Source organism: Allochromatium palmeri (assembly GCF_009720725.1).
Classification (GTDB): Bacteria; Pseudomonadota; Gammaproteobacteria; order Chromatiales; family Chromatiaceae; genus Thermochromatium; species Thermochromatium palmeri.
This window is the reverse complement of sequence record NZ_WNKT01000001.1, coordinates 256,957-277,100: the sequence shown is the minus strand read 5'-3', so window position 1 is coordinate 277,100 and position 20,144 is coordinate 256,957. Positions and strand designations below refer to the sequence as shown.

At 61.4% G+C, this 20,144-nt stretch carries 19 protein-coding genes and 1 riboswitch; of the genes, 8 read left to right on the top strand and 11 right to left on the bottom strand.

What is annotated here, in order from left to right:
• Positions 1 to 384: 384 nt before the first annotated feature.
• Together GJ668_RS01260 and GJ668_RS01255 are read left to right on the top strand one after the other, a co-directional pair.
• Positions 385 to 2,319: an NADH-quinone oxidoreductase subunit 5 family protein gene (locus GJ668_RS01260; protein ID WP_155448287.1), complete on the top strand. Its 1,935-nt coding sequence runs from the start codon at positions 385 to 387 to the stop codon at positions 2,317 to 2,319.
• The gene (locus GJ668_RS01255) at positions 2,316 to 3,179 is read left to right on the top strand and encodes a respiratory chain complex I subunit 1 family protein (RefSeq protein ID WP_155448286.1); all 864 of its coding nucleotides are present in this window, start codon (positions 2,316 to 2,318) and stop codon (positions 3,177 to 3,179) included. The genes GJ668_RS01260 and GJ668_RS01255 overlap by 4 nt, the downstream gene beginning before the upstream one ends.
• Before the next feature lie 26 nt (positions 3,180 to 3,205).
• Here the strand turns inward: GJ668_RS01255 and GJ668_RS01250 are convergent, their stop codons facing one another.
• Both GJ668_RS01250 and GJ668_RS01245 read right to left on the bottom strand, forming a co-directional pair.
• The gene (locus tag GJ668_RS01250; RefSeq protein ID WP_343032158.1) at positions 3,206 to 3,511 is read right to left on the bottom strand and encodes a BrnA antitoxin family protein; all 306 of its coding nucleotides are present in this window, start codon (positions 3,509 to 3,511) and stop codon (positions 3,206 to 3,208) included.
• A complete protein-coding gene (locus tag GJ668_RS01245) occupies positions 3,480 to 3,749 on the bottom strand; it encodes a BrnT family toxin (protein ID WP_155448284.1) in 270 nt (89 codons plus the stop codon). The genes GJ668_RS01250 and GJ668_RS01245 overlap by 32 nt, the downstream gene beginning before the upstream one ends.
• Before the next feature lie 184 nt (positions 3,750 to 3,933).
• Here GJ668_RS01245 and GJ668_RS01240 point away from each other — a divergent pair, with 184 nt between their 5' ends.
• From GJ668_RS01240 to GJ668_RS01225, 4 genes are read left to right on the top strand one after another with little or no spacing between them, the layout of a single operon-like run.
• Positions 3,934 to 4,398, top strand: a complete 465-nt coding sequence (locus GJ668_RS01240; RefSeq protein ID WP_155448283.1) for an NADH-quinone oxidoreductase subunit B family protein — start codon at positions 3,934 to 3,936, stop codon at positions 4,396 to 4,398.
• Positions 4,395 to 4,799, top strand: coding sequence for an NADH-quinone oxidoreductase subunit C (locus GJ668_RS01235; RefSeq protein WP_155448282.1), 405 nt, complete (start codon positions 4,395 to 4,397; stop codon positions 4,797 to 4,799). Before GJ668_RS01240 ends, GJ668_RS01235 begins: the two co-directional genes overlap by 4 nt.
• 4 nt (positions 4,800 to 4,803) lie before the next feature.
• Positions 4,804 to 5,886 carry a hydrogenase large subunit gene (locus GJ668_RS01230; protein WP_155448281.1) on the top strand — a complete coding sequence of 361 codons (1,083 nt, stop codon included), beginning with the start codon at positions 4,804 to 4,806 and terminating at the stop codon, positions 5,884 to 5,886.
• Positions 5,887 to 5,891: 5 nt separating this feature from the next.
• The gene (locus tag GJ668_RS01225; RefSeq protein WP_155448280.1) at positions 5,892 to 6,287 is read left to right on the top strand and encodes a 4Fe-4S dicluster domain-containing protein; all 396 of its coding nucleotides are present in this window, start codon (positions 5,892 to 5,894) and stop codon (positions 6,285 to 6,287) included.
• On the opposite strand, the gene GJ668_RS01220 is transcribed toward GJ668_RS01225, so the two are convergent.
• Complete coding sequence (locus tag GJ668_RS01220) at positions 6,233 to 8,125, bottom strand: diguanylate cyclase domain-containing protein (protein ID WP_155448279.1); 1,893 nt, start codon at positions 8,123 to 8,125, stop codon at positions 6,233 to 6,235. The genes GJ668_RS01225 and GJ668_RS01220 overlap by 55 nt on opposite strands.
• A gap of 135 nt (positions 8,126 to 8,260) precedes the next feature.
• Between GJ668_RS01220 and GJ668_RS01215 the strand changes: the two genes are divergently transcribed.
• Both GJ668_RS01215 and GJ668_RS01210 read left to right on the top strand, forming a co-directional pair.
• Complete coding sequence (locus GJ668_RS01215; protein ID WP_155448278.1) at positions 8,261 to 9,340, top strand: FAD:protein FMN transferase; 1,080 nt, start codon at positions 8,261 to 8,263, stop codon at positions 9,338 to 9,340.
• Positions 9,341 to 9,532: 192 nt separating this feature from the next.
• On the top strand, positions 9,533 to 11,569 hold the full coding sequence (locus GJ668_RS01210) for a sodium-translocating pyrophosphatase (RefSeq protein WP_155448277.1): 2,037 nt from the start codon (positions 9,533 to 9,535) through the stop codon (positions 11,567 to 11,569).
• A 75-nt stretch (positions 11,570 to 11,644) separates the two neighbouring features.
• Here the strand turns inward: GJ668_RS01210 and GJ668_RS01205 are convergent, their stop codons facing one another.
• The 8 genes from GJ668_RS01205 to GJ668_RS01170 form a co-directional block, all read right to left on the bottom strand.
• Positions 11,645 to 12,061 (bottom strand): type II toxin-antitoxin system VapC family toxin, encoded by a 417-nt coding sequence (locus GJ668_RS01205; protein WP_155448276.1) that lies wholly within the window; start codon positions 12,059 to 12,061, stop codon positions 11,645 to 11,647.
• A complete protein-coding gene (locus GJ668_RS01200; protein WP_155448275.1) occupies positions 12,058 to 12,291 on the bottom strand; it encodes an AbrB/MazE/SpoVT family DNA-binding domain-containing protein in 234 nt (77 codons plus the stop codon). Before GJ668_RS01200 ends, GJ668_RS01205 begins: the two co-directional genes overlap by 4 nt.
• Positions 12,292 to 12,380: 89 nt before the next feature.
• The gene (locus GJ668_RS01195; RefSeq protein WP_155448274.1) at positions 12,381 to 13,697 is read right to left on the bottom strand and encodes an MFS transporter; all 1,317 of its coding nucleotides are present in this window, start codon (positions 13,695 to 13,697) and stop codon (positions 12,381 to 12,383) included.
• 211 nt (positions 13,698 to 13,908) lie between these two features.
• Positions 13,909 to 14,766 (bottom strand): methylenetetrahydrofolate reductase [NAD(P)H], encoded by an 858-nt coding sequence (gene metF, locus GJ668_RS01190; RefSeq protein ID WP_155448273.1) that lies wholly within the window; start codon positions 14,764 to 14,766, stop codon positions 13,909 to 13,911.
• Between the two features lie 79 nt (positions 14,767 to 14,845).
• Positions 14,846 to 16,252, bottom strand: coding sequence for an adenosylhomocysteinase (ahcY, locus tag GJ668_RS01185; RefSeq protein WP_155448272.1), 1,407 nt, complete (start codon positions 16,250 to 16,252; stop codon positions 14,846 to 14,848).
• A 21-nt stretch (positions 16,253 to 16,273) separates the two neighbouring features.
• Positions 16,274 to 16,360, bottom strand: a riboswitch (S-adenosyl-L-homocysteine riboswitch).
• Positions 16,361 to 16,535: 175 nt separating this feature from the next.
• The gene (locus tag GJ668_RS01180; RefSeq protein ID WP_155448271.1) at positions 16,536 to 18,074 is read right to left on the bottom strand and encodes a GTPase family protein; all 1,539 of its coding nucleotides are present in this window, start codon (positions 18,072 to 18,074) and stop codon (positions 16,536 to 16,538) included.
• An 11-nt stretch (positions 18,075 to 18,085) separates the two neighbouring features.
• On the bottom strand, positions 18,086 to 19,222 hold the full coding sequence (locus tag GJ668_RS01175; RefSeq protein WP_155448270.1) for a YcjF family protein: 1,137 nt from the start codon (positions 19,220 to 19,222) through the stop codon (positions 18,086 to 18,088).
• Between the two features lie 78 nt (positions 19,223 to 19,300).
• Positions 19,301 to 20,038, bottom strand: a complete 738-nt coding sequence (locus GJ668_RS01170) for an ATP-binding protein (RefSeq protein ID WP_246194577.1) — start codon at positions 20,036 to 20,038, stop codon at positions 19,301 to 19,303.
• Positions 20,039 to 20,144 lie beyond the last annotated feature (106 nt).

Sequence of the window (20,144 nt, the reverse complement as noted above, 5' to 3'; positions counted from 1 at the left end):
CAAAGTAATCGTGCTAAAAAGAGCAATAGCGCTAAAAAGGGCGATTGTGGAGGTATTGTTCATGTGTCGTTACCTAAATTTAGCGTTTTTAGACACTCACGCTACTGAAAATACGGCGGCGATGTCGATGCTTGACGACCCGAATCCCTGACACGGATCTGTCTGTCTGCACACGACCGACCCAGCATCCAGTCTTGATGCCTGGCTGTTAGCATCCCCTTCGCGGCGTCCGGTGTCTGTACGGTGACGCACATTGGAGGCGCGCACTGGATGGAGGGCGTCCGCCGGAGACCGGGGCTAGGCGATCCACTCGCCGAGGCGTTACCATGCCGCTTCGATCTCCCGCGTGACCTCCATTCCTCACTCTATAAAGGACGCGGTTTCATGTATTCGATCGGCTTGCTCATCCTCTTTCCGCTGCTGGCGGGCATCGCCGTCGCCCGCGCGCCCGACAACGCGATCCGCGCGCAACGGGTCCGGATCTCGGCGGGGGCCATCGCCATCGCGACCCTCCTGCTGACCGGGCTGCATCTGGGCCTGGGGCCTGAGTTCTACGCCATTCCCGGCTGGCTGCATGCGACGCTCGACGGGTTCTTCAGGCTCGCCGGCGTGGCGCTGGCCCTGGTGCTGCTGTACTTCTGCCGACACATCGTAGCGCGCGAGTGGTATATCCCGGTGCTGATCCTGCTCCAGGCCGGGCTGATGCTGAGCGCGGAGCTGGCGCCCGTCCATCCCGAGGTTGCGCATCCCTTCTACATCGACAGCTTCACGCTGCTGATGGCGCTCATCGTCGGCGTGGTCGGCGGGCTGATCTGTCTGCATGCCGTGCAATACATGCGCGACTATCACGCTCATGAGCCTGAGGTCGCGGATCGCCAACCCGCGTTCTATTTCGTGATCTTCCTGTTCCTGGCCGCGATGTTCGGCATCGTCTTCACCAACCATCTCACCTGGCTGTTCGTGTTCTGGGAGGTGACGACGCTGTGCTCGTTCTGGCTGATTTCCTATTCGGGCACGGACGAAGCGATCCGCAACGGCTTTCGCGCGCTCGGACTGAACCTGATCGGCGGCGTCACCTTCGCGGCGGCCATCGCCTGGCTGACCTATGGGCCGGGACTGCACACCTGGGAGCTGGACCGGCTGGTCGCCGCCGGTAGTGCGCTGGCCCTGATCCCGGCGGCGCTGATCGCGGTCGCCGGACTGGCTAAGTCGGCGCAACTGCCCTTTTCCTCCTGGCTGCTCGGGGCCATGGTCGCGCCGACGCCGGTCTCGGCGCTGCTGCATTCGAGCACCATGGTCAAGGCGGGCGTCTTCCTGCTGGTCAAGCTCTCGCCGGTTTTCTATGACACCGTCGCCGGGTTGCTGCTGTCGCTCATCGGCGGTGTGACCTTCCTCGTCACCTCGCTGGTCGCGGTCAACCAGCGCAACGCCAAGCGGGTGCTGGCCTATTCGACCATCGCCAATCTGGGGCTGATCGTGATGTGCGCGGGCGTGGGCACGGCGGCGGCGATGTGGGCGGCGATCCTGCTGATTCTCTTCCATGCGGTGGCCAAGGCGCTGCTGTTCCTGGCTGTGGGCACCACCGAGCATCTGATCGGCAGCCGCGACATCGAGGACATGGAGGGCCTGGTCTATCGGCGTCCCGAGATGGCGGCGATGCTGCTGGTCGGCATTTTGGGCATGTTCCTGGCGCCGTTCGGGATGCTGCTGAGCAAGTACACGACGTTCCAGGCGTTCCTCAACATGGACGTGATGCCCGGCGACGGGCTGCTGCTGGCGGCGATCCTGGCCTTTGGCAGTGCGCCGACGCTGTTTTTCTGGAGCAAGTGGATGGGCAAGCTGGTGGCGATGCCGCGCCGGCCGCGCCCGAGCACCGAGCCGATCGCGCGCGACGAGCTGATCGCGCTGGGCGCGCTGACTGTCATCACCTATGTCGCCTGTGCGCTCTTTCCGCTGGCCGATACGGTGTTCGTCATTCCCTATACGCATTACCTGGCCGCGCTGGGTCTGATCCCGGACATCCAGGCCGTCATCCCCTGGGAGACGGTCTGGCTCATGACGCTGATGCTCGGCGGGCTGTTCGTGCTGCCACTGCTGTTCTGGCTCAAGCCACCGCGCTTTGCCGAGGTCAGCGGTTATCTGAGCGGGGCCAATGTCGACGGCAGTGCGTCGTATCGCGGGGCGATGGGGGCCGAGCGGATGGTCGAGAGCCGAGGCTATTACATGACGGGGTTCTTCCATGAGACCACCCTGCTCCGCTACGGTGGCCTGGGCACAGCGGCGCTGATTGCGCTCATGATCGGAGGGGCGACGCTATGAGCACCCATTATGCCTGGTGGCTCGCCATCGCCTTCGTTGTGCTGGGACCCGTGGTCGGCGCTCTGCTCGCGGGCATCGACCGACGACTGACGGCGCGCATGCAGTCGCGTCAGGGTCCGCCGATTCTGCAACCGGTCTACGACGTGCTCAAGCTGTTCGAGAAGGACACGTTGGTTGTGACCCGGTTGCAGACGCTCTATCTGTGGTTCTTTCTGTTCTTCATGGTCATCTCGGGGTTCATTCTGTTTCTGGGCAGTGATCTCTTGCTCAGTCTGTTCGCTCTGACTGTGTCCGGGATCTTTCTGTGTCTGGCGGCCTATTCGACCAACTCGCCTTACAGCAACATCGGCTCATCGCGCGAGCTGATGCTGATGATGGCCTATGAGCCGATGCTGATCCTGGTGCCGCTCGGGTTCTATTTGACGACCGACAGTTTCCGGGTCGCCGACATCGTCGCCGGCAGTCCCTGGCAGGTGTTGCAACTGCTGGGTATTTTGGTCGGCTTTCTGTTCGTGCTGACGATCAAGCTGCGCAAGTCGCCGTTTGATCTTAGTTCCTCGCATCACGGGCATCAGGAGCTAGTCAAGGGGCTGACCACGGATTTCTCGGGGAGCGATCTGGCGCTGGTCGAGATCGCGCACTGGTATGAGAACGTGATCCTGCTCGGCTGGCTGTATCTGTTCTTCGCGCCCTGGGGGCCGTGGCTGGCGCTGCCGATCGCTTTTGCGCTGTTCTTCGTCGAGGTGCTGGTCGACAACACCCATGCGCGCCTGACCTGGTCAAGCACGCTCAAGGCGACCTGGTGGGTGACGCTGCTGGTGGGCGTGACCAATCTGATGTTGTTGCCGCTGGTGGTGTGAAGCAGCGGGCTTCGGCGGCCTGACGATCAGTGAGAGGCGACATACTCGCGCAGCACGGCATCGATGCGCGTCTGCCAACCCGGGCCTTCAGCCTTGAAATAGTCGACCACTTCCGGTGAAAGGCGGATGGAGACCGGCTGTTTGGTCGCGTCGGACTTTGGACGTCCGGGCAGGCGGGTGAGCGGACGGAGCTTGCTCAGTTCTTCGTCGGTCAGCTCATGGGTGTCGGGATCCGCCGCGATGCCTTCGCGGATGCGGGCGTCTTCTTCCTCGCTGTTCAGGAGAAAGACTCGCCCAGACTTAGAGGTAATCGAGGTAGGTGCGTTTTTCACGGTTGGTCGCCTCGCGCAGGCTGATGATGCGATAACAATCATGTGCTTCAGTGAACACCACGCAATAGATCTGCCGGCCGATGGGCGCGAAGCCAACCCAGCGTTGCTCGCCGTAGGCTTCGCGGGTGTCTTCATTCACCAACGCCAGATCCCATTCCAGATCCGCTGCCAACGCCAACGACATGCCGTGATTGACGATGTTCAAACGGTCCTTGGCGGGATCGAAGATGATGTTCATGTGCATTAATGTATATACACTAATATCAGAAGGCAAGGCCGCTCGATGCCCTTGGCACATCGCTGAGGTGATGGCACCTTCTGACCATGATCTACACTCACACGATACCGAGCATGACGGACAAGAAGGCCAAAAGTCCGCTCGACCTCCAAGCCCCTGTGACTCAGCCCAAGAGCAAGAATCCATGAGCTTCCTGAAAAAATCCCCCTGGGTGCTTCATTACGCGGCCACGAGCTGCAATGGCTGCGACATCGAGCTACTGGCCTGTCTGACGCCGACCTATGACGTCGAACGCTTCGGTATCATCAACACCGGCAATCCCAAACACGCCGATATCTTCCTCGTGACCGGCTCGGTCAACGAGGAATCGCGCAAGGTGGTCGAGAATCTCTATGCCCAGATGCCCGACCCCAAGGTCGTGGTCGCCATCGGCGCCTGCGCCCTGAGCGGCGGAATCTTCCGCGACGCCTACAACGTCTATGGCGGCATCGATCAGGTGCTGCCGGTCGATGTCTATGTCCCCGGCTGCGCGGCGCGTCCCGAGAGCATCATCGACGGCATCGTCCAGGCGCTCGATATCCTGGAGCAGCGCGCCAAGGATCGTAAACGTCAACGAAAAATAGTCAGCCCAGTGGTGGAAAATCCATGAATCCCGACGAGCCATTCAACGCGCTGACACTCGACCAATGGGTGCCAACCGCCGAGCAGCATCAGCGCGACGGCTTCCGGCTGGTGCAGATGACCGGCACCGCGCGCGCCGATCACTTCGAGATCCTGATCAGCTATGAGCAGGACTACCGCTGCACCCACTACCGGGTCCAGATCCCGCGCGACCCGCCGCCCGAGCTGCCGAGCCTGAGCGCCATCTTTCCGGCCGCCTTCACCTATGAGAATGAACTCAAGGATCTGTTCGGCCTCAACTTTCCGGGGCTGACGGTCGACTATGGCGGCAATTTCCTGCGCACCAAGACCAAGATTCCGTTCTCAGGTGAGGTGACAGTCAAGAAGGAAACGCGCACGCCAGCGGCCAAGTCCGCCCCGGAGACCTGATTCCATGTCCAACACCACCATCGTCCCCTTTGGTCCGCAGCATCCGGTGCTGCCCGAGCCGATCCATCTGGATCTGGAACTCGACGACGAGCGCGTCGTGCGCGCCCTGCCCTCGATCGGCTATGTGCATCGCGGTCTCGAACTGCTCGCCGAGCGCTACGACTTCATCGAGATGGCCAATGTCGCCGAGCGGATCTGCGGCATCTGTAGCTTCATCCACGGTCAGGGCTACTGCCAGGGCGTCGAGCAACTGATGGGCGTCGAGGCGCCGCCGCGCGCGGCCTGGCTGCGCACGGTCTGGGGCGAGATCTCGCGCATCCAGAGTCATGTGCTGTGGTTGGGTCTGGCCGCCGACGCGCTCGGCTATGAGAGTCTGTTCCAGCACAGTTGGCGCATCCGCGAGATGATGGTCGACATCATCGAGGAGACCACCGGCGGGCGGGTCATCTTTGGGGTGTGCAAGGTCGGCGGGATTCGCAAGAACGTCGATGACGAGACGCTGGGCCGCGTGCGGCAGCGGATCGGCGAGATCCGCGTCGCCTTCGACGAGATCGCGACCATCTTCCGCGAGGATCCGACGGTCAGGCAGCGCACCGTTGGGGTTGGACTCCTGAGCGCGGCGGACGCGCGCGCGCTCGGGGCCGTAGGTCCGGTGCTGCGTGCCAGCGGTGTGGTCCATGACACGCGCCAGCTTGGCTATGCGGCCTATGGCGCGCTGGAGTGGGAGCCGATCATCGAGCAGGATGGCGATTGTTATGCACGCTGTCTGGTGCGGGTGCGCGAGGTCGATCAGTCATTCGATCTCATCACCCAATGCCTCGACCGGATGCCGGCCGGCGAGATCGAGGTTTCGGTCAAGGGCAAGCGGCCCACGGGCGAGGCGATGTTTCGGCTCGAACAGCCGCGCGGCGAGGTCTGTTATTACATCAGCGCCAGCGGCAAGAAAAATCTGGACCGCTTCCGGGTCCGCACCCCGACCTTCGCCAACATCGCGCCGCTGATTCACATGCTTGGCGGCTGCGAGTTGGCCGACGTCCCGGTCATCGTGCTGACCATCGACCCCTGTGTGAGCTGCAACGAGAGGTGATCCCCATGTCCTGGTCCTGGTCGGTGTGGCCTATCTCGAATCTGGTGATGCGCAGTGCGCTGCACAAACCCGTCACGCGGCTCTATCCGACTGAGCGGCGCACGCCCTATGCCCGCACGCGCGGTCATATCGAGTTTCGGATCGACAACTGTAACTTTTGCACCATCTGCGCCCACAAGTGTCCGACGCTGGCCATCCAAGTCAACAAGCAGGACAAGACCTGGGCCATCGACCACAGCCGCTGCATCCTGTGCAGTATCTGTGTCGAGGACTGCCGTGAGGGGTGTATCAGCCTCAGCCCAGTCCCCAGCCCGCCGATGCGCGCCAAGGAGGTGCTGACATTTCGTCAGGAATACGAGGCACCGCCTCCGCGTGAGACTGTAGCGGTTGCGCTTCCATGAGAAGGCGGGAATTTCTCGACTTTAGGCCGGGGAGACATCAGGACAACCTGGTTACGGCCCTGATCCTTAGCTCGATACAGGGCCTCGTCCGCTACCGAAACGAGATGTTCCGCGCTACGGCCCTCATGTGGGCTCGCCGTAGCGACACCGAGCGACAGGGTGACATAAGCAGCGATGTCGGATTCCAGATGTTTGATCCTCAGCGCCTCGACCGCTGAACGAATTCTTTCGGCGGTGATGGCCGCACCCTGGATATCCGTGTTCGGCAGCAGAATCAAAAACTCCTCACCTCCGTAGCGTCCACACAGATCACCGGGGCGCTGGAGGCTGCTCTGAATCGCCTGCGCCACTTTGATGAGACATTCGTCGCCTCCCTGATGACCATAGTAATCATTGAATCGTTTGAAATAATCGATATCGCATAAAATAACGGCGAGAACACCCTGCTCGCGCTTTAATCGTTGCCATTCGTAGCGCAAACGTTCATCGAGAAATCGCCGATTTGCCAATCCGGTCAGACCGTCCTTCATGGCCATGCGTTCCAACTTGACGTTGGCCTGCCTGAGTTCCTCGGTGCGTTCGGCCACCTGCGCTTCCAGGCGCGCTTTCGCTTTTCGTTCGGTTTCGATCAACTGTTGCTGAAATGCCGTGTTCTGATTCTGCAATAACTTAACCCGATACGCTAACGCCAGGGAGAAAATGGTCAATTCAGCCAAGGATCCAGGCATATACAGATATCGCGCAAACAGACTGTAGTTAACAAGATCCATCAACAGCAAGGCGAGCAGAATAATTCCGGAAAAATAGAGCACCATGCTCAGTAGGTAGTAACCGGACAGCGTGACGCGCTTCAGTACTGCATATACGCCCAAAAACATAAAAAATAGATAAGCCGATAGTCCAAGAAATGTAAGGTATTGATAATAATATATATCAGAAAAACTAGCGATTCCTAGCAGCAATGCCGCGATAGCAATCCCGATTAAAATCTTATCAATATTTGGAAAATTGACTTCCGTTTGCAGCAATCTCCTGGTAAATAAAATGAGAAATATCAAAACAAAATTTGTAACAGGGTTTAGCCCGTAGTGAAGGTTTTTTCCGATGCCGAGGTAAAGATCGAAGCCGCTGTAAAGAAACACCCAGACGATATACGAAAGCCCATGCAAAACATAATAGAGGTAGAGTCGCTCATTGAGCGCAAAAAACAAAAACAAATTATAAATAATCAAGGCGCTAGCGGCACCAAAATAAAACAGGTAACAGGCTGTTTGTAGCAACTCCCAATTCAGAAAGATTTCCGGCTTTTCGCAATACAAACCAATAGTGAGCCTGCCGTAATTGGACTGAAGCTTCAGATAGACGGTCTTGGTTTCCCCTGGATCGAGTCTCACCGGGAAGACAGGATTTCGGTTATAGACACGACGCTCCTTAATCGGCACCGCGAGTCCGGCTGAGAGCTCATGCCAGGATTCACCCTGGCGGTAGTAGAGACTGGCATGCTCGGTAAAGGGTTCGTCAAAGCGAATAACGCGATTGACCGACTGACTGGACGTGTTCTCCAGAGTGAAAACAAACCAATAGTTAACGTCCGTGGATTTCAGGTAGAACCGGGAGGATGTCAGAGTGCCTTCGATCCGCCCTGATGCGATCTCGTCAATCGTTAACGCCCTGGACGCATCCTGAATGACAGACACCTGAAATGGGTTAGAATCGATGCCGGTGGTCGAAACATCATAGGAGGGGATCGATATCGTGCTTGCCTGTCCTGTCGAAGCCATGATGAACAGCAGGGCCGATGCGATGGAGTATCTCAATAGCATGATTGATTGGCCCATTGTGATTTCGACTCATAGAACGAACAAGCAGCGGTTCAGAATAAGTCAAAGTCGTCCATGATGGAACTGCGCTCTCAGGTGCCAGAACCCAGCGCCACATCAGAGGCCGTACAACGCGAACGTACTGGAGACCGAATGGTTACCCCCGCCCCCATGACCGATTTTGTTCGGGCTTCACGCTGGTGCATTGCCCTCGCGCTGCTGTTCGTCGCGCTGAGCGGCTGTAGCGAGCACAACGACCCCATGATCGAGCTGTCCGGCCCGACCATGGGTACCTATTACTCGGTCAAGATTGCCCGTCCACCCGCCGGACTGAGCGCCGAGACCCTGGAGCCGGAGCTGCTCGGCGTGCTCGATGCCGTCATCGCCGAGATCTCGACCTATGATCAGAACTCGGAGCTGTCGCGCCTGAACGCCAATCCAAGCACCGACTGGATTCCAGTCTCGGAGAATCTGCTTGCCGTCATCGCCGAGGGTCAGCACATCGCCGCCCTGACCGATGGGGTCTATGACGTGACCATCGGCCCGCTGGTCAACCTCTGGGGCTTCGGTCCCGAGCGCCGCCCCGACCGGCGGCCCACCGAGGCCGAGATCCAGGCCGCGCGTGAGCGCGTGGGCTATCGCAAGCTCGAACTGCGCAGCGAGCCACCCGCCGTGCGCAAGGCGCGTGGCGATCTCTACATCGATCTGTCCTCGCTCGGCGAGGGCTATGGCGCCGACCGGCTCGTCGACTGGCTGGAGTCGCGCGGTGTCAGCGATTACATGGTCGCCATCGCCGGAGCCATCCGCGCCAAGGGACGCAACGCCAAGGGCCTGCCCTGGGGTATCGCCATCGAGCAGCCACGGCCTGACCGGCGCGCCGTGCATCGCGTCGTCCCGCTCTCGGGCCATGCGCTCTCGACCTCGGGCGACTATCGCAACTTCTTCGAGCAGGACGGCAAGCACTATTCGCACGAGATCGACCCCATGACCGGAACCCCGGTCGACCGCAAGCTTGGCTCGGTCACCGTGATCGGCGAGATCGGTCGGGTCGTCGACGGACTGGCCACCGCACTCATGGTGCTCGGCGAGGAACGCGGACCCGCGCTCGCCGAGGCGCAAGGGATCGCGGCCTATTTCATCGTGCGTGAAGGCGAGGATTTCAAAGGGATCGGATCATCGGCCTTCCGGGCGTATCTGGACGCAGCCGCCCCGGATTCAGCCTCAGAAAAATGAATGCTGAGCATTTAGAAAAATAAAGACGCCCCAAAACGCCGCCCGGACGGAAAACGACAAATTCTTTGTGCTAAAGTTTCGTGCCGTTTTTGGCGGCACATCGGTTCGTCCGAAGCCGTATTCCAGATGTTGCGATTGTCGCCACTGCTCGGCTCTTTCCAACGCATATAACCCGTAAACGGGGGGATACGTATGTCGACAGATTTTGTTCTTTGGCTCGCCATCGGCTCTGGTAGCCTGGCCATCGTCTTCGGCCTCGCGGTCGTGGCCTGGATCACGGCCCAGTCCGCCGGTTCCGAGCGGATGCAGGAAATCGCCGCAGCTATCCAAGCCGGCGCCCGGGCCTATCTCAATCGGCAGTACACCACCATCGGCATGGTGGGTGCCGGACTCTTCGTCGTCCTCTGGCTGTTCCTCGGTATGGCTACGGCGGGCGGTTTCGCCGTCGGCGCCATCCTCTCGGGTCTGGCGGGCTATATCGGCATGAATGTGTCAGTACGCGCCAACGTGCGTACCGCGCAGGCCGCGACCGTCAGCCTCGAATCGGCCCTGGCCGTCGCCTTCCGTGGCGGTGCCGTGACCGGCATGCTGGTGGTCGGTCTGGGTCTGATCGGCGTGGCTGGTTACTTCATGTATCTGGGCGCCGATGAAACCGCGCTCCATGCCCTGATCGGTCTGGCCTTCGGCGGCTCGCTGATCTCCATCTTCGCCCGACTCGGCGGCGGTATCTTCACCAAGGGCGCGGATGTCGGCGCTGATCTGGTCGGCAAGGTCGAGGCCGGCATCCCTGAGGACGACCCGCGTAACCCGGCCGTCATCGCCGACAACGTGGGCGACAACGTCGGCGACTGCGCCGGCATGGCCGCTGACCTGTTCGAGACCTATGCGGTCACCATCATCGCTACCATGGTTCTGGGTGGACTCATGTTCAAGGGTGCCGATGGCGGCATCGACATGAACTATGTCCTCTATCCGCTCGCCCTGGGCGCGGTTTCCATCATTGCCTCCATCGTCGGCGCCTTCTTCGTCAAGGCCAACGAAGGCGGCAAGATCATGAATGCCCTCTATCGGGGCACGGCGGTCGCGGGCGGTCTGGCCTTCATCTTCTTCGCCATCGTCACCGGACTGATCATGGGCGAGCACTTCTTCGCGATGCTGTTCTGCGCGCTCATCGGTCTGGGTCTGACGGCGGCGCTCATGTTCATCACCGAGTACTACACGGCCACCGAGTACCATCCGGTCCAGTATGTCGCCGAGGCCTCGCAAACCGGACATGCGACCAACGTCATCGCCGGTCTGGCGGTCTCGATGAAGTCCACCGCGCTGCCGGTGCTCGCCGTCTGTATCGCGATCTGGGCTGCGTATATGGCCGCTGATCTCTATGGCATCGCCATCGCCGCCACGGCCATGCTGTCGATGGCCGGCATGATCGTCGCGCTCGACGCCTATGGCCCGATCACCGACAACGCCGGCGGTATCGCCGAGATGTCGGGCCTGCCCGAAGACGTGCGCAAGACCACCGATGCGCTCGATGCGGTCGGCAACACCACCAAGGCCGTGACCAAGGGCTATGCCATCGGTTCGGCGGGTCTGGCGGCGCTGGTACTCTTCGCCGACTACACCCACAACCTGGAAGTCGCCGGCAAGATGCAGGTCTTCAGCCTGTCCGATCCAGCGGTCATCATCGGTCTGTTCATCGGCGGTCTGGTGCCCTATCTGTTCGGCGCCATGGCGATGGAAGCCGTCGGTCGCGCCGCCAGCTCGGTGGTCATCGAGGTGCGTCGTCAGTTCCGCGAGATCAAGGGCATCATGGAAGGCACGGCCAAGCCGGACTACTCGCAGGCCGTCGATCTGCTGACCAAGGCTGCCATCAAAGAGATGGTCATTCCTTCGATGCTGCCGATCCTGGTTCCGGTTGCGGTGGCCATCGGCATGAACATCCTCATGGGCGACGGTGCCGGAATCCGCGCACTCGGCGGCATGCTGATCGGCACCATCGTTACGGGTCTGTTCGTCGCCATCTCGATGTGCACCGGCGGCGGCGCCTGGGACAACGCCAAGAAGTATGTCGAGGAAGGCCACTTCGGCGGCAAGGGGTCCGAGACCCACAAGGCGGCGGTCACGGGTGATACCGTCGGCGATCCCTACAAGGACACGGCCGGCCCGGCCATCAACCCGCTGATCAAGATCATCAACATCGTGGCACTGCTGCTGGTGCCCTTGCTCTGATCGCGATCCTGTCCGTGTGAACCAAGGCGCGGCTCAGGCCGCGCCTTGGTCGTTTTAGGCTCCACCCCGCTCGCCTCACTGCGGCACAAAAATGCGCGGTGTCAGATTCAGGCGCTTGGCGCGGCGGGCAAGTTTGCGATCATCGAACGAAGCCATGCGGTCACAATTCCGATAGCTGCTCAAGTGAAGCGCATCGGCAAACTCCAATCCGGCCGCCGCATGAGAGATCGCTTGCACGACTCTGTCCCGCTCTTCGATCTCAACGTGAGAAAGCGACAGCACATGCTGCATGACCGTCGCAATCTCGGTTGGTGAAAACCCGTAATACCCGCGCATCACCCACTCGAACTCCAGCAACACCGTGGTGCACACCATGAGCGGCACGCCGGACTCGATCAATGTGCGTGCCGCTTCATGCTGGTGCTGGGCCTCGGCATCGCTCTCATCCTGGACATAGTACCGAGCCAGCACATTGGTATCGAGGCCGATCATGGTGTCATCAGGGTTGCGGGATCGAAATCAGCCGGCACAGCCGTACGCTTGCTTTTGAGCAGGCCAAAACCGCTGGTTGGCACCGAGACCGGAGATTGCACGACCTGCATCTCGACATGATCGTCGACCAGTGAAAACTTCACCGTGCTGCCCTGGCGAATGCCAAGGCGTTGACGTAACGCTTGCGGGATCGTGACTTGGCCCTTGCTGGTGACTGTTGAAGTGCTCATCTTCGGCTCTCCTGAAGTAATACGCCGTAAGAAATGCTAGCACACATCGAAGAAGCGCGGCACAGACCACGCCTCGTTCGCTTCGGGATTCAGACTTTCTCCAGCGCCACAGCCGGCTTGGCCGGTCCGCTCAGACGCACGGCCACACAGAGCACGAACAGCAGCACATTGATACAGCCTACCAGCACGAAGGGCGCATAGGGTGCGACCCCATCGAACAGCCGCCCGCCGATCACGGTGATAATCAGGATGCCGATCGCCCCGGCGACGTTGAATGCCCCCATCACCGAACCGCGCTTATTCAGCGGCGCCTCCTGTCCAACGAGCGACTGCGAGGCCAGATAAACGCTGATCTGACCGATGCCGAGCAGCACGAAGAAGATCCAACCCGAGCCGGGACGCGGATCGACCAACCAGATCACCGCCAGATTACCGATCGCCGCCAGTGCCATGGACAGCGCCAACCCCGTCACGCGGTCCATTCGATCCATGAACGGCCCCATGATCGGCGCCCACACCAGGGCCGCGACCTGGGCCATGACGAAAATGATCGTGCCATTCTTGATGGCCTCGGCCGTGTCCATGCCCGCCGCCAGCCCCGCCGTCGTGCCCCACAGGATCAGAAAGGTGGCATTGACCGACTGATCACCGCGCGCGATGAAGGCGGCCAGATAGGCCAGTAAGATGCGAGGATTACGCGCTTGCGCGAAACCGCTGACGAAGAGCTCACGCACTGCCGGGCGCTCCTCGTGGCGCATCGGCGTACCCTTCTGCAAGCCCAGCCAGACGAAAACGGCGACCACCACCGCGACCCCGGCCACGATGTAATGGGTGACATAGCCCGCCGTGACGCCGTCCAGGCCATCGGCGATCAGAGTCTTCGGCAGACCGCCGAAGAACTGGTTGATGACGACGATCCCTAGTCCGCTGAGTACCCCCACGGTGGCCACCAGCTTGCCGCGCGAGCGTTCGGCCGGATAGTCGGCCATCACGGTCGAAAGCGCGGTGGCGACCGTGACTACGCCCAGGGCATAGACGATGCGGTAAAGATAGAGATCGTCGACCGAGCCGGCCATCGGATAGAGAACATAGGTCACCGCCAGCAGCAGAAAGCCGATAGCGAAGATCAGACGCCGACCGACACGGTCGACCAGAATGCCGGCCGGAATGAACAGCGCCAGGGTAATGATCTCGGTCCAGAACACCAGATCGCCGCTGATAGTGCCCTGCTCGTCGGTTGGGATGCCGAGATGTTCGTTGAGGATATAGGTCTGCCCGATGGCGATGAAGGTCATCAGGCCGATGGAGAAAAAGGCGCCGAACAGCAGGGTCGCGGCCTGCCAGCGCGTCACGCTGGGCGCGAGATGGATCGGGCCGAGTCGGTAGAGTCGATCGAGGTCGGACATGGCGTGGGTCTCGGGCCGGGTGGCCGGGGGTGGTTGATGGATGCAATGGCGCATTATTCCATCCGCCGCGCGGCGCGTCTCGACCGTAGCGACCCGTCATACAGAAAAGAAAAAGCCGCCCCAAATCAGTGGGCGGCCTTGAACAAGGAGGAGTGGATGATTTCGCGGGGTTGAGATTAGCAATCCAGAGCCGCGAATGATTTGAAAATTCTCAATCGGACAATCCCAGCTCACGCCACAGCCGGGCCACTGGACCCGATTGGTTCATGGTGTAGAAGTGCAGACCAGGCGCGCCGCCGTCGATCAGCCGCCGGCACAGCCCGAGCACCACCTCGTGCCCGAAGGCGCGGATACTCTCGACATCGTCGCCATAGCCTTCCAGCCGCCGCCGGATCCAGCGCGGGATCTCGGTCCCGCAGGCGTCCGAGAAGCGGGCGAGCTGGGTGTAGTTGGTGATCGGCATGATGCCTGGAACGATGGGGATCGTGATCCCGGCTTTTTGACAGCTATCCACGAAGCCGAAATAGGCATCGGCGTTGTAGAAATACTGGGTGATGGCGGCATCGGCGCCCGCCTCCACCTTGCGCTTGAAGTTCTCCAGATCGCGCGCCGGACTGCCCGACTGGGGGTGATACTCGGGATAGGCGGCGACCTCGATCACAAAGGCACCGCCAAACTCGGCGTGCACGAAGCTCACCAGTTCGTTGGCATAGCGGAAGTCGCCGCTGTTGCCCGCGCCCATGCCGGATGGCAAGTCACCGCGCAGCGCCACCAGACGGTTGATGCCCTGCTCGTGGTAATGCGCCAGGATCTCGCGCACCTGAGCGCGCGTCGAGCCGATGCAGGCCAGATGCGGTGCGGTGTCGATGCCCTGCGAACGCAGCCAGGCGACGGTCTCGAACGTCCCTTCGCGGGTCGAGCCACCGGCGCCATAGGTCACGGAAAAATAGGCGGGGCCAAGGGCGTTGATCTTGGGAATTTCTTGTTTGAGCTTGTCCATCCCCTCGGCGGTCTTGGGGGGGAACAGCTCGACACTGTAGACCCGCTTCGGGGTCGTGGAAGTCGTCATGTGGGAGCCTCCAGAGTGACAACGCCGGTCGCGCACCGAGGCACACGACCGGCGATCAGGACAACAGGCGATCAGCCCATTAGTACCGATAATGCTCCGGCTTGTACGGCCCTTCGACGGCCACGCCGATATAGTCGGCCTGAGTCTTGGACAGCTCCGTCAGCCTGGCGCCGATCTTTTCCAGATGCAGCCGCGCCACGTCTTCGTCGAGATGCTTGGGCAGCACATAGACGCCGACCGGATACTGCTCGGTCTTGGTGAACAGCTCGATCTGCGCCAGCACCTGGTTGGCGAAGCTGTTGGACATCACGAAGCTCGGATGCCCGGTCGCGCAGCCCAGATTCACCAGACGGCCCTGGGCCAGCAGGATGATGCGCTTGCCATCGGGGAAGATGATGTGGTCGACCTGCGGCTTGATTTCTTCCCACTGGTACTTGCTGATACCGGCGACATCGATCTCGTTGTCGAAGTGACCGATGTTGCAGACGATGGCCTGATTTTTCATCGCCGCCATGTGGTCATGGGTGATGACGTTGAAGTTGCCGGTGGCGGTGACGAAGATGTCAGCGACCGGAGCCGCGTCTTCCATGGTCACCACGCGATAGCCTTCCATCGCCGCCTGGAGTGCGCAGATCGGGTCGATCTCGGAGACCCACACGGTCGCGCCCAGACCGCGCAGCGACTGGCAGCAGCCCTTGCCGACGTCGCCATAGCCGCAGACCATGGCGATCTTGCCGGCGATCATGACATCAGTGGCGCGCTTGATGCCGTCGACCAGCGACTCACGGCAGCCGTAGAGGTTGTCGAACTTGGACTTGGTGACCGAGTCGTTGACGTTGATCGCGGGGAACAGCAGCGCGCTGTTCTTGGCCATCTCGTAGAGACGATGCACGCCAGTGGTGGTCTCTTCCGTCACACCCTTGATGTCGGCGGCGAGTGTGTGCCAGTGCTGGCGGTCGCGCTCGAAGGTGCGACCCAGCACGCCGAGGATCGCGGTCCATTCCTCGTTGTCGTCCGCCGTGGGCGCGGGCACGGCACCGGCTTTTTCGAACTCGACACCTTTGTGGACCAGCAGCGTGGCATCGCCGCCGTCGTCGAGGATCATGTTCGGACCCTTGCCGTCAGGCCAGTTGATGACCTGTTCGGTGCACCACCAGTATTCTTCCAGGGTCTCGCCCTTCCAGGCATAAACCGGAATGCCGCGCGCGGCGATGGCGGCGGCGGCATGGTCCTGGGTCGAGAAGATGTTGCACGAGCACCAGCGTACCTCGGCGCCGAGATCGACCAAAGTCTCGATCAGCACGGCGGTTTGGATGGTCATGTGCAGACTGCCGGTGATGCGTGCGCCGGTGAGCGGCTTGTCGGCAGCGTATTTGCGGCGAATCGCCATCAGACCGGGCATTTCGGTCTCGGCGATGGCGATCTCCTTGCGGCCGAAGTCGGCCAGATTGATGTCAGCAACCTTGTAGTCGGTGAACTCACTCATGTGAATCAAACCTCGATAGAACGTGAGTGAGCGCCGTTGGAACAGTGAAATCCTGCCACCGAGCCTGGCCTGAATCCTGGGATTCAGGTCGCAACGCTCCTCGGTGGCAGGCGTGTCTGGGTTAGAGTTGGGCCATGACGCGGAATTCCTCGTCTGTCATTGTCTTATCCGGCGAAGCGGTCCTGCATCGGGCGGTCATACTGGTCGAACCAACATTATAGATCGTACCCTCGAACCGGAGTACATCGTAATTCTTCGTCCGTGAACGGCAGGTGATACGCGTTCATGGCGATCTCCATGTCCGGCTCAGCATCCGACCCGTGAATGATTTGAAAGTGTCGATGAGATTCGGCGCTGTGAGCACGACGTCTTTCGACTTCGTGAACCAACCGTCCTTGCCCAACCCGCGTTCGAGCCGTTTCTGCTGTGCCTCGGGCAGAACCTGAATGATGGCCTGCTCCAGGGCCTCACGATTCCAGAGCGGCTCACCGGGACGGATGGCCACCAGCGCACACTGATGCAGGGGCACGTCGAGTTGCTCACAGGCCGCCTGGCGTGCCTCGCGCATCTCGCGTTCCTTCAGGCCCAGCCCCTGATCCGGGTCATAGGGAGGCGTCCATTCCTGGGGCGGGTCGAGCATGTCGGCATGGGTCAGCACCAGCGCGCGCGGGATGCGGCGTGTCGTCCGGTTGCGTTCGGTCAGGGCATCGAGCGCGGTCAGCGCCCGTTGATCGGCGGCACGATCGGCGCGATTCGCCGCCGCGACCCACAGCACCAGATCGCTCTGCGCGGCCTGGACCAGCCAGGGTTCGTTCGGCCGGCCGTCACTGCCGGGACAGTCGACCAGGATCAGCTTACCGGCCTGTGCCGACTGAAATTCATAGGCGCGACAGTCGGCCGTGGCGGGCGTCAGCAAACCGACCGGCTCTCTGGCTTTGCCGAGCAGGGCATTGAGCAAGGCCGACTTTCCGGCATTGCGGCGTCCGGCCAGCAGGATCGTCAGCGGGGCGTCAGGCGTCTCCGGGAGGGGTTGCGGCGCAGTCGGCCGTAACTCATCGACCCGACGCCGATACGTGCCGGAGTAGAGCTTGATCGCCGTCTCGCCGGCCTGCTCGATCAGGATCACGCCGACCTGTGCCTTCGCCGTCTCGCCGACACCGCTGAACACCTTGCCCGTCAAACCGCCGCGCAACTCCGCCAACAGCGCCTGGCTCGGGTCGACCCAGCGCAACAGACGCAGGACGCTCCACCACCGGCCGACCGGGCCGGCCAGATCCAGGAGCGTGACGACCCAGGACAGCTCGATATGCCGAACCATCGGCAGTTCCAGCAGCACCCTCGTGCGCAGACGTTGCGCAAAATCCTCCACCATCAACAGCAGTTCCGGCAGCGTGAAACGCCACAACGCCGCCTGATCGTCCGGTGAATAGGCTTGAGCCACGTCATGGAAGGCCCCCTGTATCAGGGGCGCGATGGCCTCGAAGCTGTCCAGATCCCTGGCCTCGACGGCTTCAGCGCGCTGGCGCAAGGCCTGTCGGGCGGTACGCTCGGCCTCCGAGGCCCCTGGCGAGGCAAAAGGCAGCGTGATGTGCGGCGGCTGTGGCCGATGCAGCTTCGACAGTACCAGCCAGAAACCGAGTGTGATCAGCAGCACCGAGCTGACCCACCAATACCAGGTCCAACCCTGGTGCGCAATGAACCAAACGCCGGCGGCCAGTCCAGCCAACCATGGAATCAGGATCAGGGCGCCGAGCAGCCCCAGCCACCAGAGTTTGCGCCGATGATGTCGCCTCAATTCACGCCAGGCGGACGTCTGCGTCATGTCGGTTCCTCCTATTCCCGGTCGCGCTTGAGGGTCTTGTAGCGATCGCGCGCCTCACGCAGAGCCTGATGGTAACGCGCGCGCAGTCGTTCGTGATCCAGGTCTCGCCCGGCGGCCTTCTCGCTGAAGTAGTAGAGCGCCGCCTCGCCGATCGCCCAGGTGATGGCGAAGGTCCATGACGCGACGATCGCCGTGCCCCAGCCGAGTCCGACCTTGAGGATCTGCTGCGCCGCCCAGCTACCGCCGAAGCCCAGTGCGAAGCCGGCGCCGAGCGCGCCGACGAACTCGCGCCACAGATCCCAGTTGGTCGGAAAACCCAGCCGCTGGGCAATCTGCACCACCATGGCCGCTTGCAGACTGGCCGACCCCAGTCCGCCGGCCACGGGGATAGGCACGGCGTTCACCGTCGCCGCTGCCATCGCCCAGGGCAGGATCACCTTGGCGCGAATCGTGGTCGAGCGTGCCGTATGGCCGCGCAAACGCTCCGAGACCTCCGGCAGGATCTGCTCCAGCACATCCCACAGCCGTTCGGCGCCATAGTCGGCCGGTGCGATGCCCTGTTCCGGGCGCGTGAAATCCAGCGGCACGAACAATGGCGGCGTGCCTGGAATCCGGTCGAACAGCAGGCGCTGGGCCAGCATGACGCGGCTGAGCGGATAGGGCACGCCGGCGCGGTCGGCGTCGTCGCAGCTGCCGTCGAAGGGGTATGGGTGGACATGGCGATCATGTTCACCATAGCAGCGATGCAACCCGGTCTGGGCGACGATCACCGGCAACTCACGCCGGCGGCGGCGCGTCTGGTCGACGATGTCGACGATGTCTTTGACATCCAGGTCATCGACCCGGAGTACCACGACCAGCAGATGCGCCTGTTCACGCGCCTGGGCCAGTTCAGAGTCGGGGTCGCTGTCGACACAGTCCGCGAGGCCGCGGGTATCGAGAAAGCGCATCGCCGGCTTCTCGGGCGGAAAGTCGTAGAGGCGACTTTCCTGGGTCATGGGCTTGTAGCCGCGACCGACCTCGTCATAGCCCTGGCCGGTCATCTCGGCCACGATGCTGGTCTTGCCGGACTGGGTCTTGCCCAAGAGCCAGAGGACCGGCGCGTCGGCATCGACCCAGGCGCGGGCCTGATCCAGATCATCTTGCATGGCGTGCTCCCGGTGTCATTTCGGTGATGGCTTGCACAGGATGAGCCATTCCTCGACCGCTATGGCGCGTCGTTATGATCAAAGCTGGAGCACGACCCGAAATTCCTCGCCGAACTCCTCGCAGTCGATGCGTTTACCGGCCTGCTCGGCTGCGCGATAGACCATCGGCAGACCACGCCCGAGTTTATCGACATAGCGCAGGTTTTCCATATAGCGCAGGATGATCGGGTTGACCGCGCACGAGACGCCGACCCGCAGTTTCTCCACCGTCACCGAGTTCGGTAGCCGACCGGGGCTGATGAACTCGATCCGGTCCTCGAACATGAGGAGGCGAATCCGTGAGCCGTGGATGGCGTAGTTGCGATGGACGACAGCGTTGACGATGAGTTCGCGAAAGACCCGGTCCGGATACTGGAAACGGCTATCGACCGTGCGTGTCGATTCGATGCGGCTGGGACGAAACAGATTACGCTTGATGACGGCGAGGGCGGAATCGACCTGCTGATCGAGCGGTCCGTCGATGACCTGCTGGTCGAGCAGCTCATCGGCGATCTCGGTTCCGGCGAAGCGGGCGATCGAGATCGCGGCAAAGGGCAGATAGCGCTGCGGGTGGATTCCGAACAGGAGCAGGCCGGCCACTGTGACTTGCCGCTGGTCCGTCATCAGGTCGGCGTTGCGGAGCAGGCGTTCCTTGTCGTCTTCGGCGGACAGGTCGAATCCGTAGGTCTGGAAGTATTGGTCCAGCTTGGCCAGATTCAGGTCGCTGAGACGACTGGTCCGGATACCATGACATCGGCGTCGAGATAATCCGACCATCCTCAAGTTCAACATGCAGATGACGATCATCGAAGTAAACAGCTAGGCCTTTGACTGAACCACTCATCCCATTTTTCCTCTTCCCGATTTCGCAAAATACGGAAAA